Annotated in this window: 17 protein-coding genes and 2 tRNA genes; 7 read left to right on the forward strand and 12 right to left on the reverse strand. The window is 40.8% G+C overall.

The genetic code is table 11. The features are described 5' to 3' along the window. Positions 1-52: 52 nt before the first annotated feature. Together ABIC84_RS06990 and ABIC84_RS06995 are read right to left on the reverse strand one after the other, a co-directional pair. On the reverse strand, positions 53-415 hold the full coding sequence (locus tag ABIC84_RS06990; protein ID WP_429263117.1) for a hypothetical protein: 363 nt from the start codon (positions 413-415) through the stop codon (positions 53-55). Between the two features lie 170 nt (positions 416-585). Further along, positions 586-921, reverse strand: a complete 336-nt coding sequence (locus tag ABIC84_RS06995) for a hypothetical protein (RefSeq protein WP_429263118.1) — start codon at positions 919-921, stop codon at positions 586-588. Positions 922-1,119: 198 nt separating this feature from the next. On the opposite strand from ABIC84_RS06995, the gene ABIC84_RS07000 reads away from it, so the two are divergent. Continuing rightward, positions 1,120-1,458: a hypothetical protein gene (locus ABIC84_RS07000; RefSeq protein ID WP_091163246.1), complete on the forward strand. Its 339-nt coding sequence runs from the start codon at positions 1,120-1,122 to the stop codon at positions 1,456-1,458. Positions 1,459-1,817: 359 nt separating this feature from the next. Here the strand turns inward: ABIC84_RS07000 and ABIC84_RS07005 are convergent, their stop codons facing one another. Together ABIC84_RS07005 and ABIC84_RS07010 are read right to left on the reverse strand one after the other, a co-directional pair. Next, on the reverse strand, positions 1,818-2,234 hold the full coding sequence (locus ABIC84_RS07005) for a hypothetical protein (RefSeq protein WP_429263119.1): 417 nt from the start codon (positions 2,232-2,234) through the stop codon (positions 1,818-1,820). Positions 2,235-2,275: 41 nt separating this feature from the next. Beyond that, positions 2,276-2,494 (reverse strand): hypothetical protein, encoded by a 219-nt coding sequence (locus tag ABIC84_RS07010; RefSeq protein WP_429263120.1) that lies wholly within the window; start codon positions 2,492-2,494, stop codon positions 2,276-2,278. Positions 2,495-2,699: 205 nt separating this feature from the next. On the opposite strand from ABIC84_RS07010, the gene ABIC84_RS07015 reads away from it, so the two are divergent. The 3 genes from ABIC84_RS07015 to ABIC84_RS07025 all read left to right on the forward strand — a co-directional run bounded on the left by ABIC84_RS07015 (position 2,700) and on the right by ABIC84_RS07025 (position 4,674). Then, complete coding sequence (locus ABIC84_RS07015; RefSeq protein ID WP_426580709.1) at positions 2,700-3,401, forward strand: S24 family peptidase; 702 nt, start codon at positions 2,700-2,702, stop codon at positions 3,399-3,401. A 209-nt stretch (positions 3,402-3,610) separates the two neighbouring features. Next, the gene (locus ABIC84_RS07020) at positions 3,611-4,144 is read left to right on the forward strand and encodes a GNAT family N-acetyltransferase (RefSeq protein ID WP_426580711.1); all 534 of its coding nucleotides are present in this window, start codon (positions 3,611-3,613) and stop codon (positions 4,142-4,144) included. A gap of 182 nt (positions 4,145-4,326) precedes the next feature. After that, positions 4,327-4,674: a hypothetical protein gene (locus tag ABIC84_RS07025; RefSeq protein ID WP_426580713.1), complete on the forward strand. Its 348-nt coding sequence runs from the start codon at positions 4,327-4,329 to the stop codon at positions 4,672-4,674. 35 nt (positions 4,675-4,709) lie between these two features. Here ABIC84_RS07025 and ABIC84_RS07030 read toward each other — a convergent pair whose 3' ends face one another. From ABIC84_RS07030 to ABIC84_RS07055, 6 genes are all read right to left on the reverse strand, one after another. Next, the gene (locus tag ABIC84_RS07030; protein WP_429263121.1) at positions 4,710-9,017 is read right to left on the reverse strand and encodes a gliding motility-associated C-terminal domain-containing protein; all 4,308 of its coding nucleotides are present in this window, start codon (positions 9,015-9,017) and stop codon (positions 4,710-4,712) included. 295 nt (positions 9,018-9,312) lie between these two features. After that, positions 9,313-9,603: an RNA recognition motif domain-containing protein gene (locus tag ABIC84_RS07035; protein ID WP_090523751.1), complete on the reverse strand. Its 291-nt coding sequence runs from the start codon at positions 9,601-9,603 to the stop codon at positions 9,313-9,315. A gap of 145 nt (positions 9,604-9,748) precedes the next feature. Further along, positions 9,749-10,345: a hypothetical protein gene (locus tag ABIC84_RS07040; RefSeq protein WP_091163239.1), complete on the reverse strand. Its 597-nt coding sequence runs from the start codon at positions 10,343-10,345 to the stop codon at positions 9,749-9,751. A 275-nt stretch (positions 10,346-10,620) separates the two neighbouring features. Further along, a complete protein-coding gene (locus ABIC84_RS07045) occupies positions 10,621-11,865 on the reverse strand; it encodes a hypothetical protein (RefSeq protein WP_426580718.1) in 1,245 nt (414 codons plus the stop codon). Positions 11,866-11,949: 84 nt separating this feature from the next. Further along, positions 11,950-12,414, reverse strand: a complete 465-nt coding sequence (locus ABIC84_RS07050) for an RES family NAD+ phosphorylase (RefSeq protein ID WP_426580720.1) — start codon at positions 12,412-12,414, stop codon at positions 11,950-11,952. A gap of 93 nt (positions 12,415-12,507) precedes the next feature. After that, positions 12,508-13,011, reverse strand: a complete 504-nt coding sequence (locus ABIC84_RS07055) for an antitoxin Xre/MbcA/ParS toxin-binding domain-containing protein (protein ID WP_426580722.1) — start codon at positions 13,009-13,011, stop codon at positions 12,508-12,510. Positions 13,012-13,185: 174 nt separating this feature from the next. Here ABIC84_RS07055 and ABIC84_RS07060 point away from each other — a divergent pair, with 174 nt between their 5' ends. Continuing rightward, positions 13,186-13,653, forward strand: coding sequence for a terminase small subunit (locus ABIC84_RS07060; RefSeq protein ID WP_429263122.1), 468 nt, complete (start codon positions 13,186-13,188; stop codon positions 13,651-13,653). Between the two features lie 48 nt (positions 13,654-13,701). Then, complete coding sequence (locus ABIC84_RS07065) at positions 13,702-14,046, forward strand: hypothetical protein (protein WP_429263123.1); 345 nt, start codon at positions 13,702-13,704, stop codon at positions 14,044-14,046. Between the two features lie 69 nt (positions 14,047-14,115). Here the strand turns inward: ABIC84_RS07065 and ABIC84_RS07070 are convergent. Beyond that, positions 14,116-14,199 (reverse strand) — tRNA-Leu (locus tag ABIC84_RS07070). 62 nt (positions 14,200-14,261) lie between these two features. Beyond that, positions 14,262-14,345, reverse strand: a tRNA-Leu gene (locus tag ABIC84_RS07075). A 140-nt stretch (positions 14,346-14,485) separates the two neighbouring features. Between ABIC84_RS07075 and ABIC84_RS07080 the strand changes: the two genes are divergently transcribed. Then, positions 14,486-15,508: a WD40/YVTN/BNR-like repeat-containing protein gene (locus ABIC84_RS07080; RefSeq protein WP_426580759.1), complete on the forward strand. Its 1,023-nt coding sequence runs from the start codon at positions 14,486-14,488 to the stop codon at positions 15,506-15,508. The last annotated feature ends 8 nt before the right edge of the window (positions 15,509-15,516 follow it).

Here is a 15,516-nt window from a genome sequence, read left to right on the forward strand (position 1 = left end):
ATAACAACCAAGCCCCGAAAGGGGCTTTTACATTTACGCGAATTTGGAGTGGCTATACCGCCTTCTTGTCCTCTATATGTAATTGTGCGCGCAGCTCTTTCAATTCCATTTCGTAGGTGCGCATACGGGCCTGCAAAATATCAACCTCTGTACGCATCATTTGTATTTCGGTAATAAGCTTGGCCGATTCGGGTTTGTTGATCATTTTCTCGCCCGTACCAAGAATAAGCCATTCGGGCGAGTATTTAAGCTGGAAACAGAGCTTCCGGATAAGATAATAGCTAATATCCTGCTTTTTGTTGATCACCTTACTAATAAAACCCTGATCAACACCAATGGCCCCGGCAAGCCCCAGCTGGCCGCCGTGCTCTTTAACAACTACCTTTAACCGTTTTATAATCGCTTCGTCAGACATAAGTGACTGCAATAATAATCATTTTGTTTATCCATGCAATATATAATTGCTTTATTGAAGGCACCGAAACAAAAAAGGTCAAATGCCCCAACAGCAAATGACCTTAAAGTAAAACTAACCAACAAAAACTATATATGACAATAAAATAAACTCAGGTTAAAACCAATAAATTATTTATTTCCTAAATTTTCAAGCAATTCGCCAAGCTTATCATTATAAACCGGCAAACTGATCTTTCCTGCATGGTAATCACCTGCTATTTGTTGCAGGCTTGCCCCAATGTTTTGCTTCGCATTGTCGCGCATATGCGCATGACAATTATCAACAGTGAGCCCCGCATTAATTTTATTTATTTTTTGATCCATACACCGTTTCATCAATAACGGCTGCACATCATTCGCGTTTTTCAGCAATAAATTAACCCTGCTCCGTTGTTGCTTATCAAACTGTAAAATAACAAATACCAGTCCGAGCCCCGCAATCATAAACAAATAAAAATAATCCATATAAAGCTCTGATATTAAACATTGATTATACATTTTAATACGAAGCCAATAAAATAAGGTTGCATAATATTTAAAACTTTTTTCGAATATTTTTCTAACACAAAAATCCACCCTGCACAAATTTTAAAATACGCATAAAAAGCCGACCTTTACATTCATAATCCCTTAACAAAAGGGATACATAAAATTGCGATCATTATGAAACCGGGCGATAAGGTAATTTGTATAAACGACAAAATAGATCCTGAAAAGATGGCTGAAATACGGCAGGACTTTGAGATCTGGATCACTAAAGATAAGGAATACACCATACGCGAAATACTTGATAACAATGGTATTGTAACCGGCCTGTTGTTAGAAGAAGTACACAATTTCCCCAAATTTTTTAAACTGATAAACCGCTTCCAGGAGCCTGCTTTTGCCCAGTGGCGTTTCCGCAAACTAAACTACGCAAGTCCGGAAGCCGAAGCTGTTAGCGAAGATTTGGAGCTCGTTGAGCATATTGAAAAAGAACAACAGTTGGTAAAGGTAAAATAGCGTCGGGACCTGCGTCCCGGCCCTTCTTCATGCAACAATGATCGCTTTGTTAAAATAAGTTAAACGTTTGCTGCAACCTATTTCATAGACGGAATTTACATAGCGAAACTGCCGCATATAATTATCTGCCTGTATGAAAAAGTTACCCGCATTGTTTTCACTGGCAACCTCAATTGGACTGTGGTATGCCTGCACCCAGCACCCGCAAAACAAAAACGCAACTGATAAGTGCACCGTAAAAATCAGCAACCATGGAGTTATATTGCTTACAAAGATACGGGTAAAGGTGATACAACATTGCTTTTTGTACACGGGTGGCGATATGCAAACAATGCCAAACAGCATATTTTATAGATAACTTAATACGTATAATCGCTCGCAGCACCCTCTTCTACAAGTTGTGTAAGCAAAGCTTTCAATACAGCTTCGCGGGTCCAGTGCTGTTCAAGTGACGAGGCATCCTCTTTATACCATAGCAAGGGGGTGTTAATTTCGATGCGGGCCTTGTAAGCAAAGTTTTTGGTTGGGTGCAATTTGCTCCCCTCGTAACTATTCAGGTTTTCGGTTTTAATGATCCGGGCCAGGTCACGAACCCGGATATCTACTTGGAGGCATTCATCAATTGAGTTTTTAAAATCCTGTTTATCCTCCAGCCACAAAGTAAGTACTTCATCGGTAATATCGTGCTCGGCAATAGTTATCCGGCTGTAATCATAATCAACCGATATAATAAGCCACCAAAGCTGACTTTTAAGTTTTTGAGAAATTTTTATCATGATAATTAGTGTATTGATTCGTATTATTTTAATTGAGCATTTTAGGCCGTAATACCTGCAACCAGGTTATTACCGTTAAAAGCGGGCATCCATCCCGGCATATACTTTTGGATAGCAGCAATTTCATCTCTATATTTTTCACATGCAGTTTTGTAACCCTCAAAGCGCTGTAAAGCCTCATGTTCATTCACAGTATCCCGATTATCTTGATTGTTATTACCTCCTGTCAATTGCCGCAGGGCCGAAAATGCTATATGCATGGTAGTATGATATTGATTATTTATTGATATTATTTCTTGATTTTAAATTACAGAATATTGTATTTAAATAAAAGAATACTCTTTATAAAACGAACCGAACATTTTGATTTGTGAATAATTTGACTTACATTAGCAATTATCAACGAAACAAATATACAGAATAATCTTTATTATAATCAAGAAAAATCTTTAAATTATTTTCATCATGGAAGACGAGATAAAACCAAACAAAATAAAGATTGTACGCCCCGAAACATTGGAGTTTATCATACTTTATAACCAACTTAAGGGAAAAGCCTTTAACGGAAATGCTCAATTAGCTGAAGCGTTAGGCTTTAACTCGCCAAGCTCGATCACCGAAATAATAAAGAGCCGGCAGAACATAGACCCAGAAAAACTCCGTGTTTTTAAAGAAAAATACAAAGACTACATAACAGGGGACAAAAAACAGAATTTCTCTGAATCAAAACCTATATCCAAACACAGTGAGGGCATACCTATGTATGAAATTTCTGCAACCGCTTCAGGCGTAGAAGTATATAACGACATTAATGATTCACAGCCGGTTGGTCATATGAATTTCCCGGGCATTGAGGATTGCGATTTCGCACTTCCGGTTTGGGGGCACAGTATGTACCCATATCTTGAAAACGGCTGCTGGGTTGCACTAAAAATAATTCATGACAAAAAGATCCTGCCCGGCGAGGTTTATTACATTGAGTGGGGAGATTACCGAATGTATAAACGCCTGCTTGCAGGTGATAGCCTTGATGAAGTAATTGCACATTCAGATAATACAACCGAAATGGTTGGCAACCGGCTCAAATATGCCCCATTTATTATAAAAGTAGCCGACATTAAAAAACTTTGCCTTGTTAAAGACATTCACAAAAAGCATAACCATTAACCCGCATGGCGGTAGAATTTATTAAAAGAACAACAAATTCCACCGCCATTGTTACCTGCCCGGTGAGCGGTTATCATACTTATAAAATCAACATCGAAAACCTCATTAAAAAACGCCCATGGTGAAATAAACTGGTCATTTGTTACAAAAATTAGCTATCATGACTTAAAACTTCCCTATTTTTAATTACGATTTGCTTGACAGATAAAATGATAATCCGGCTGGCTACCCTCAATGATATACCGCAGATATTAGCTTTTGTAGCTGAAGTAATACCTGGCATGAAGGCAACAGGTAATTTTCAATGGAATTATGACTACCCCAATAAACAAGTATTTACAGAAGACATTAACCTTAACCAGCTTTGGGTAGCCGAAGCTACAGGAGCAATAGCAGGTGTGGCTGCCATAACTACCGATCAGGATGCAGAATATGCACAGGCCGGGCTTGATATCGACGAAGCTGCCATAGTTACGCATCGGCTTGCTGTAAACATTAACTACCGGGGTCGGGGCGTCGCTGCAGCACTTCTCATGCAGGCCGAACATGAAGCTGCACAGCGAGGAATAAATATATTACGAATTGACACCAATATTGCGAACCTGGCAACGCAAAAGCTGTTCCCAAAGCTGGGCTATGTTTTGGCGGGCGAGATTAGCCTGGATATAAGGCCGGGTTTAAGATTTCTGTGCTACGAAAAACGGCTCAATAGGCAACCTACAACAGCTACCCGGCATAGCTAACCTGTTTCCTTAAAGCTTCACATATTTACACAAAACCCACAACCATTTCTCAATAGTTATTCACAAATGGGGATTTTATCAACAATGCCTTTTTAGTTTATTTTTTATTCAATTATATTTATAGTAATTATAAACCGCAGGCCTCTGCCGGGAGTGATAAAGTTGTAATAAAAGAGAAGAAGATGGAACCTATCATGATACTGGTAATCGCGGCTATCGTTGCTGCCATAATTTTAGTTGAATTTAACAAACGGCAAAACACAAAAGCTGGCGACAATAGTCATATAACCGCCGATGTGCAACAACTATACCTGCTTAAAGCTGCAGAACATAAAATAGAAGTAATTGAAGATTTGCAAAAGAATGGCGCTAATGCCAATAATGCCATTGTAACAAGTATTGAACAGGAACTGACACGCTTAACAGGAGCTTTTGAAAGAGGTGATATCAAATTGAAAGAATTTAACCTCAAGCTTGACAGCTTACTTAATAACCTCGATATTAATAATTCACTGGCACAAGCATCATAAGCAACAAGTTACTTAATTGCGCTGGCTTGCATATATCACTTTAAAAGTGTTACGTACCCCGACAGCGGTTTCTTACCATCTTTAAGGTCAACTACATAATAATAAGTCCCGGCCGGCAGCACATACCCATTGAAAGATCCGTTCCAGTTTTTAGCATAACCTACCGAACGGAATATTCCGGCGCCATATCTGTTAAACACATTCACGATGCAATTTGGATATGCGGCAAGCCCGGCTATACTCCAGGTATCGTTAATACCATCCCCGTTAGGGGTAAAAGCATTCGGGATAACCATTTGTTCAAGCACGTTAACTTTGATGGCGGCTGAGGCCTGACATCCGCCTGCTGTTGTTACGGTTAACCTATAAACAGTGGTTACCGTTGGCGACGCAGTTGGGCTTGAGATAACTGAATTATTTAATCCAACTGAAGGCGACCAACTATAATCTATAATATCATCTGATTTAACTGGGGACAAGGCAATACTTTCACCCCTTTTTATAGTAAGCTCTCCGTTAAATGCCACAGTAGGCAACGCTTTAGTTTCAATGGAAAGCTCATTGCTGGTACCAGGCATTGTACATTGTGCAGCGCTGCTTATTGTGCAGGTTAACACATCACCGTTTTTCAGGGTATTACTTGTAAACTTATCGCTGTTTTCGCCAACGTTAACATGGTTCAATTGCCACTGGTAGGTTGGGGTACTGCCCGCATTAGGCGATACGGCCATAAAGGTTTGATCTGCCCCCTCGCAGGCGGGATAAATCGACGAAGAAGCAATAGTTACAATTGGAGTAATTTGAGGTTTATATACAGGTGATACCGGAAGAGAGGTTACACCAGCGGGATTATCGGTACAATCACTGGTATTGACGAGGGTAACAGTTACTTTATCGGCAGCGGTAATAGTTGCAGGTGCCGGAAATGTTTTTTCATTATTATTTTGATCGATACCGTTAACCCGCCAGCGATATACAGGGTTAATACCTTCGCTCCTATTGGTATTAGCCACAAAAGTTACAGGCTGGCCCGAGCAAACTATGTTGAGCTGTTCCACTGTTACTGTTGGTGTTACTAATGGCTTATATACAGGCGATACCGGAAGAGAGGTTACACCAGCGGGATCATCGGTACAATCACTGGTATTGAGGAGGGTAACAGTTACTTTATCGGCAGCGGTAATAGTTGCAGGTGCCGGAAATGTTTTTCCATTATTATTTTGATCGACACCGTTAACCCGCCAGCGATATACAGGGTTAATACCTTCGCTCCCATTGGTATTAGCCACAAAAGTTACAGGCTGGCCCGAGCAAACTATGTTGGGCTGTTCCACTGTTACTGTTGGTGTTACCAATGACTTATATACAGGCGATATCGGAAGAGAGGTTACACCAGCGGGATTATCGGTACAATCACTGGTATTGACGAGGGTAACAGTTACTTTATCGGCAGCGGTAATAGTTGCAGGTGCCGGAAATGTTTTTCCATTATTATTTTGATCGACACCGTTAACCCGCCAGCGATATACAGGGTTAATACCTTCGCTCCTATTGGTATTAGCCACAAAAGTTACAGGCTGGCCCGAGCAACCTATGTTGAGCTGTTCCACTGTTACTGTTGGTGTTACTAATGGCTTATATATAGGCGATACCGGAGTTGAAATCGCACTCAAAGGACCGCAATCGCTTGTATTAATCAGCGTAACAGTCACCTTATCGGCAGCCGTTATGGTGGTGGGCGCAGGAAACGTTTTATTGTTATTATGCTGATCGACATTATTAATCTCCCAGCGGTAAACAGAATTAGCGATCTCAGTCCCATGGGTATTTGCCACAAATGTGACCGACCGCCCCTGACAAGCTAAATCTGGCTGTTCTACCGTCACTATTGGGAATGTTAATGGTATATACATGGGCGATGCCGAGGCCGAAGTAACAGATGGCGTGCTTGTACAATCGGTGGTATTGGTGAGCGTAACCGTTATTATATCACTACTGCTAATTTCAGAACTTATAAAATTCACGCTGTTGGCACCCTGAGGACTTCCGTTTACATACCACTGATAATTGGCATGATCACCACCGTTTGTTGATAAGGCCACAAGTATCACCTGTTCGCCGGGACAACTTAAAATCTGTTGATTAATGCTTACCTCCGGCGTTATCTGTGGTTTATATTGAGGAGTCAACGAATTTGACTTTTCCGTTGCTTTAAAAGTACAATCACTGGTATTGGTTAAACTAAAGGTTACAATATCAGATTTGTTTATTGTAGCCGGTGTAAAGCTAAGGCTATTTTCGTCCTGTGCATTTCCATTTACATACCATTGATAAATGGGATTAACACCAGCATCGGTTGGTGTTGCCACAAAAGTAACCGGTTCGCCTGAGCAAACTAAAGCTTGCTGGCTGATATGCACCGCAGGTACTACTTGCCTATATCGCGGAAATAATTTATTGGAGCGCGAATCGGCAATTGTGGCACAGTTATCGGTATTAGTTAATATAAATGTTATTGCATCAGTACTTGTAACTGATGAGGTTGTAAACGTAGTACTATTTACACCCTGATCAACATCATTTACAAACCACCGGTAAATTGGGTTGCCCCCTTGATTTATTGGTGTAGCAACAAATGTTACCGGCTGGCCAGCGCACCCTAAATTCTGTTGAGCAATACTAACAGCCGGTGTAACCGATTCATTTACTACGCCTGTTGCAACTGCAACAGCATCATTAGCGCCAAGCGAATGTATATACAAATTACCCGTCCACACTCCTACTACCGCTTCAGCCGACAAACGTATATAAACCTCAACACCGGCCGTACCCAACGTTGCCTGGTTAACTGTAAAGCTATTGGTATAGCCTCCTGTTGGCGATAACGAAATCTCAAACCCTGCAGCAGGAGCACTTACGCTAATATTGTTAATAAGATTTGTACCAGACAAGGTAAATTTCTGATAACTTGTTGAGGCAGCCCCAAAACAGGTACTCATTGTTCCAGTTACGCGGCCCACTACAATTGCAGGCGCAGCAACCGTGTTTACGCTAATGTTTATCACAAAACTTGCGCTACCGCCAGCATTGAATGCGGTAACTTTATAATCGGTAGCCGGCCAGGTTACCGTAGGAGTTCCGGTTATTACCCCGGTTTTAGGATCAAAAACAAGACCGGGAGGCAAAGGTTTATCAATAATATAACCTGTTGCTATAACCCGCTTTATAGAATTTTTGCCATATTCAGCTACATATAAATTGCCATCCGGTCCTATTGCGATACCGCTTGGGCTGCTAAAATGCACATCGGCACCAACCCCACTTTCGGCTCCTACCGGACCACCTCCAGCTATAGTTTTAACGTCGCCATTAGGTAAAATTCGTCTTATAGTCCCCGTTCCACTATCAGTTACATATAAATTACCCGAGGCATCAATAGTTATCCCCACAGGAGATTGAAAACTGGCCGCTGTCCCATTTCCGTCGTTCGTTCCAAAAACTCCACTGCCCGCAATTGTTGTAACCCGCCCATTAGGAGTAATCTTACGAATCACAAAGCCGCCTTGATCAGCGACATAAACATTCCCGTTTTTATCAACTGTGAGCCCGGCTGGCCTATTAAACTGAGCGGCAGGCCCAATCCCATCTAAAGTACCTGCAGCAGGCTGGCCGGCAAGGGTATATACATAACCCGACGGAGATATTTTACGAATCGCATTATTACCATCAGACACATACAGATTATCATCCCTGTCAATAGCAATACCGTTGGGATTGATAATATTTGCCACATTACCCGGACCATCAGCAGTGCCGCTTTGATTAATTCCTGCAAATACAGTAATTGAGCCCGAAGGCATAATTTTTAATATGTTATGGTTACTGTAATTTGCTACAAATAAATTCCCGCTTTTATCCTTAACTATCCCTCGGGGATTGTTAAGCTTAGGCACATTAAAAGGCGGACCAGGCAAGGCATCCGTACCAATTGATGAAACCTGCCTCAAGGCAGTTATCATGCGGATTCCTCCTCCGCTTTCAGCAATATACATATTGCCGCTGGCATCTATGCTAATACCGTACGGCAATTTAAATTGCGCAGTAGCTGCATCACCATTAACGTTCCCTAATTGGCCTGTTCCAGCTATAACCTTCGTTTCGCCATAAATAGTAGCAGGCACGGGGCCGCGTGAATTAGAAGGAAATAACTCAGGTATTGTTGTACCTACACCATAAACGTTGGGTGTAACATAAGTAAGGTCAGGTGGCTCCTGGCTAAAAGCTGTAAAAGCCGTAAACCATAGCACAGTCGCTGCTATTACCGATTTAAAAAAAGAACCCACCGTAGTTATTTTAAATCTACAATAAGCTCAGGAATTCCCGGGTGCGGACAATGTAAAAAGTAACCATAATTAGCCATAAAACCGCGGTTAAGGTTATTATATGATAATTTATTAAAATTCAGAGGCTTACCAATCACTAATAAACATACTAAATTATTCTTTTTCCCGCAACTCTTGTTCATTCAATTATTTAACACCATTTTAATTATATGATTCAGCGTTGCAGATAAAAACAAAAAAGCCGGACTAAGCCGGCTAATATTTTTGAAATGAAGAATAAATGTTTTAGTGGGTATTAATTACGCCTGAAGCCACCTTTTTGGCCACCGCCGTTAAAGCCAGGACCTTTATCTTCGGCTACGTTAACCGTGATTCTGCGGCCATAATAACTTGCTCCATTCATGCAACGTATCGCTTCTTTCGCTTCATCCTCGTTAACCATCTCCACAAAACCAAAACCCTTACTCTCTTTTGTTTCGCGATCTTTAATGATCCTGAGCGATTTAACCGGCCCAAAATCACCAAAAACAGCTGTTAATTCGGCCTCATCTACTTCTAAAGGAAGACCTGCAATAAATACTTTCATCAATGTTTTTAAAATTTGCGTAAAGGTACAAAAAAAGAGCCGGATTCCTGCCTCGCCCGGCACTAATGATCATCAGGTAATGGCTTTTTTACCTTCATATTACTGAATAAAATTTCCAAACCAATGTTAAAAACAAAACCGGATTTTATTTGAGCTGTAGCTCGAAGCTTCCCTCAACACGGTAAAAAGGAGAGTCAGACTTATCGTCTTTAGCTAAAAAGGTAAAGAAAGTACCTTTAGCAATCATATTTTCGTGATTATACTGGTCCATATCAATCTTGCCAAAATCCTGTTGCCCGGCATATTTGGTAAGGGTATATTGAAGTAAAGGTTTTTTTTCATCAACCTTAAATAAAAACTGGCTTCCTGCTACGTCGCTGCTGGTTTTCACCGAAGCTAATCCTAACGAGCTGATACCAAAACTCATGTTATGCGCTTTATTGATTGCTGTGATGCCAAAGTATTTGTTATCGCCATTATGCACGTTTATGAATGCAATTGAATCCTGGCTGGCATCAAAAGTGTAAGTTGAATCTTCGATGGTAACTTTTAAAGTACCTTTACCTGCAAGAAAATTACCCGGAGTATTGATAATGTTTACTGATGATACGCTGTCCTTACTGCCTGATGTTTTAACCGCGCTGATATCTTTCACTTCCTCGTCTTTTTGGCAGGAAGTTAAGGCCACCGAAATGGATAAACTTAGTAAAACAAACCATTTAGTAAAACTGGTACGTATCATAGGCTTATTGGCGAATAAACATAGCAATAAATAATTACAAATTTCATTAAATATGGTTAAACGAATTAATTTTTTAACTTTTTTTAACCTTTATATAAATATACGTCAATAGTCATGCTAAAGTTGCCGGTTTATGCGCGGTAATGAACTTTTAATAAAAATGCAAAAACAAACAGAGAACAGGCCGTTTTTGGGGATTTCCAACGCCGTAAAATTATAAAAATTAAAATTCAAGCCACCAACAATACACTGTCAATCAAAAGAATACACTTCAACTAAAACACTTCGCCCACATTAATAAACAAGCCTTTTGACCCTTCGCGCCCAAAACCATAATCAATGGCTATGTTGGTTTTGGATACCTTATTCAGTTTAACTCTTAAACCAGCCCCAAAACCGGGCTGCACAGTTTGCAAAGCCGTACCCGGTGCTGCCGAAAACGACTCGCCGTTTACAAAAGCTACCCCTCCAAGTAAACCATTCCGGGTTATTTTAAACCGGTATTCGCTTTCAAGATAAACCATTTGCGCCCCTCTAAACCTACCCTGTATGTATCCGCGCCCGGTAGTAAAGCCCGGGTCATGCCCTGTAGCGGGCAGATCGAGGTATGCCGGCCGGCCATTAATTACCAGCCAATTGTATGACCAAAAGGCCAGCACGTTATCCGAGCTTTCCGGAAATCTGAAGTATTTGCGCACGTCAACAATTAAAGAGCGCCAGGCAGTTGTACTGCCTAAAAAAGTATAATTATCCCGGTACTGTAACGAGGTGTAAAATCCGCGCGATGCATTGATCGAGTTATCGCGACTGTCATAGAGCCCGCTAAACGTTATCCCGGTTGATATAGCGCGGCTAACAGGGCCGTACCTTTCATAGTCGGACGTTTTTCCGTTTAACTGCCCTTTCTCGTACATATTCCACCTGTCATCAAAAATATACCCCAAACCGGCATAAAAATTTCCGGTTATATTGCGCAAAACAGTTTCATGGAAACGAAAAAAACTGTAAACCAGGGGATTTTCATTATCCCTGTCAGAATTACTGCCTAAGCCAAAACTACTTTGCGGATATTTGTAAAACCTGAAATCGCCTATAAAATCATATTTGTTATTTTTCGACCATATGTTTGATTGGATGGGGACGATCACCTGCTTATTTTGAGTGTAGGCAGGGTTTACTGTTATGGTGGAGATCCGGGTATCGGGTGCTAACCTGAAAATCACATTGCCTGATATAGTACCCGCCAACCCTGTTTGTAAAGTGTAACCTATAGCCGGAATAATTGATATTACGGGTTTTGAAGTTACAGAATCAACTTTGCCGGGCTTTTTGCTTTCACCAAAAATGGATCCTATAACGTCAAATATATCTTTTTCAAAAGTAGTGTCGGGATGGGTAACCAGTACTGTATCTTTATATTTAGTGTGCCCTATCGGGATGTATCTTTTATCCTGGGCGTGTACTCTGATACTTATGAGCAAGCCTGCAAAAATTAAAACGCTTGTTTTATTAATACCCATTATAATTATTCGATGCAGGAAAAGTAAAAGGTTTATCCGTGCAATTATAAAATAATTATTTAAGTTATTTGTTTGTACAAGATTTTATTGCGCTTTAAGCCGCGGATCAAAGGTGAACTTGTTTATGCTGCTAATAGTTATTTTGTTATAATCGGGATGGGCCGGATTAAGCAGGTAATTATATTCCAGATCAATAATTGCCGATGGTACTTTTAATACGGCCGTTTCCATTTTACGAAGCCAGGTATCGCCAAGTAATTGAGTAACCGGGTAGTTAATTACCTTGTGCCAGTTGGCATTAAGTTTTTGGAGTTTGTTTACAGTGATCTCAAAAACAGGCAGATTATCCGGTATCTGAAATATAATAACTGAAAAATCACCGGCATATAAAGCAGTGCCAGGCGAATGCGCCAGTTTTTCAAGGCACGAAAGAGCCAGCGAACCGCCTGTATAGATCATATATTGTCCCAATGAATTCCATCGGCCGTCAATTCCTGAGCCTTTGCGGTCATGGGCATATTTGGTTTGACTTATCCGGTAAACGTTCAAAAGATAGATGGAAAGATTAATAACCTATTTAGTGATCATAAATTTGCGAAAAAAATGCAATCATTCACTAAATCATTAATTCAATAATTATTTTTAGGCAAGCACACCGTAATCAATACGGATAAGCTGGCTTATTACAATACTAATGCCTGTTATGGTATCAAGTAAATCAAAAGGGATAGCATCAATGCCCGGATTATAATGTTTTAGCCAGCCTTTAAACTCGTCAAGGGTGCCAAAGGTATCCAGGCCTTTATCAAAAAGCTCAAACAGTTGAATGATGTGCTCACTCAGCCCCTGGTTTAACTCATGTGTGCTTTGCAAATGCTTACGCAAAGTAGGCTCGGTTATATGCAGCCATTTGGCAATATCACTTTGAGTAGCACCGGTTACCTTTAATAAATCAGTGATGGAATTTGAACGCAACCCTTGTTTTATAGCCCCAAGCTTGGCCAAAGGCGATTTAAAATAGGTTTCATAAGGCATCAGCAGATCATTAAAAACCTGTATAGGCGCATCGGTAAATACATAGGGGCGGGATGCAGCCTGCCCTTGCCTGCCTTCAATAGCTGTATTACGTTTAATTGCTTTGCTCATATACAAATGTAAATATTTTCTATTAAAAAAGAAAATATTTACATCTTATTCATTTCACCCTATGCTCATCTGCTATATCTGCTTCAAATAAAAAATTACCAATAAAATTAGTAATTGTAAAAAATATTTCCGACATTTGATTATTCTTTTATGCCAATCGGCATTTAAAACATAATGAAACCCAATATATCTTCCTTTAATAACGCCGCCCAGGTTGAGCGGCTTATTGACAAATATTTCGCCTATATAAAGGGGAAATATCATATTGAACAAAAACCGGTAAAAAACAGTAAAGACAATGCAGAAACTATTGAACAAAAGGTTTGGGACCGTGAACCCGAACCCGCAACGCTATCAGGGCTGGCCCTTGCCCTTGGCTTTAGCAGCCGGCAGGAGTTTTATACTTATGTACAGCACGGCCCGTTTTCACAGGCAGTTAAACAAGGCATTTTACGCGTAGAAGCTTGTTATGAAGCCCATCTGCACCAAAACGCAACCGGGGCAATGTTCGCGCTAAAAAACATGGGGTGGAACGAAAAACATGATCCATCACCAAATACGGAAGCAGGAAAACCTTTAAAAGTGGAGATCTTTAACTCCGGCCCGCCCCCTGCCGGTAGCGAAAAAGAGGTAAAACTATAAGCTGGTACCCGTTGCAAGTTCAGGTATCAGATTTAAAAATCAGCAACAATGACCGATGAAGAAATAATCACCGACATTCCATTTAAAGAACCGGAAGGTTTTCACTGTTCTGTCCTGTTCAAACAAAATTATCTCTCAACCGCGCATGTGGTAATTAACCAGGGAGGTACCAGCAGCGGTAAAACATTTGCCATTGAGCAGGCGCTGTTTTGCCTTGCCTGCGAAAATCCCAAACAGGTGATCACCATAGTTGGACAGGATATCCCTAACCTTAAAGCAGGCGCCCTGCGTGATGCGCTAAATATATATAGCTCTTCGCCGGTATTACAGGCAAAAATTAAAAGCTATAATAAAAGCGACCGGATCTTCGAATTTTTTAACAGTAGTAGTTAATGTATTACAGCAGGAAGTCCGTGGATTAAAAGAGGGAAAGAAATCTTAAAAACAATTGTTTAAGAGGTGTGCCCAGAACGAGATTCGAACTCGTACATCCTTACGAATGCCACCCCCTCAAGATGGTGCGTCTACCAATTTCGCCACCTGGGCTTTTAAAAAATGTGAGAATCTTTCAACTCTCACATTCTAATTTTTCTCACTTAAAAAAGGCGTGCCCGAAGAGAGACTCGAACTCTCAAGAGACAATTCTCAACGGCTTCTGAGACCGCAACGTTTACCAATTTCGCCATCCGGGCTTATCGTTTCATTAACAAGCGTGCAAATATAATCGTTTCCGGCAAATTGCAACTTAATAAATTAAAAAATCAATATTATGTTGTTTAACGGCCTTTGAAAATCTAACTTAGGTTTCATAAAACACTTTATATCAAATATAATGAAGCTAAACCGCATTTTTACTTTAGGAACCTTACTTTGTTCTTTGTGGTTCAGTTCTGTCCTGAAAGCACAAACTATTACCGTTTTACAACAGGATAAGCCAACAAGTATCCGTGGTTTATCAGTAGTTAATGATAATACGGCGTGGATAAGCGGCAGTAAAGGATACATCGCCAAAACTAACAACGGCGGCAAAACCTGGAGCTGGCAACAAATAAAGGGATATGAAAAATACGACTTTCGGGATATCGAAGCATTCAATGATCAGGAAGCCGTGATCATGAGTTCGGGCACGCCATCCCTCATCTTAAAAACGGTCGATGGCGGCCAAACCTGGCAGGAAAAATATCGAAAAACAGATACCACCTATTTTTTAGACGCCATGGATTTTGCCGATAACCTTCATGGTTACATCTTAGGCGACCCGATCAACGGTAAATTCTTATTACTGGAAACCAAAGACGGCGGTGAAACCTGGAATGAGTCAAAAAATGCCCCGGATGCACTGCCCGGAGAGGCATCATTTGCCGCAAGCGGCACATGTCTGAGAGTATCAGGCAAAGAGGCAATATACATCGTTTCAGGAGGCAGCAACGCCAGGCTTATTTCCTTGCAGCCTTATAATAACCAATGGCAGTATTCAAACCTTCCTCTTACACATGGAAAAAGCAGTGAAGGCGCTTTTTCAATATCGATCGGGCAAAATGCCGGTATCATTGTTGGGGGTGATTATGCCAGTGATAAAAAAACAGATTCAGTGGCGACTATCCGGGCGGTTCACCCTGTCCTCACATTTACACCACCACAAACAGGGCCGGCAGGTTTTCAATCAAGTGTTGAGCACATAAAATCCGGGATATTTCTTTCCACAGGCACACCCGGGAGTAATATTACTACTGACGGAGGCAAAACATGGAAACAAATAGACAGCACAAGCTTTAACGTTTGCCGTAAGGCAAAACATGGCAAGCTTGTATTATTAGCCGGAAATGGCGGTAAAATAGCCGTTCTAAAATTGTAGTTTACTGG

Origin of the sequence: Mucilaginibacter sp. 3215, assembly GCF_050433785.1 — a bacterium.
Taxonomy (GTDB): Bacteria; Bacteroidota; Bacteroidia; order Sphingobacteriales; family Sphingobacteriaceae; genus Mucilaginibacter.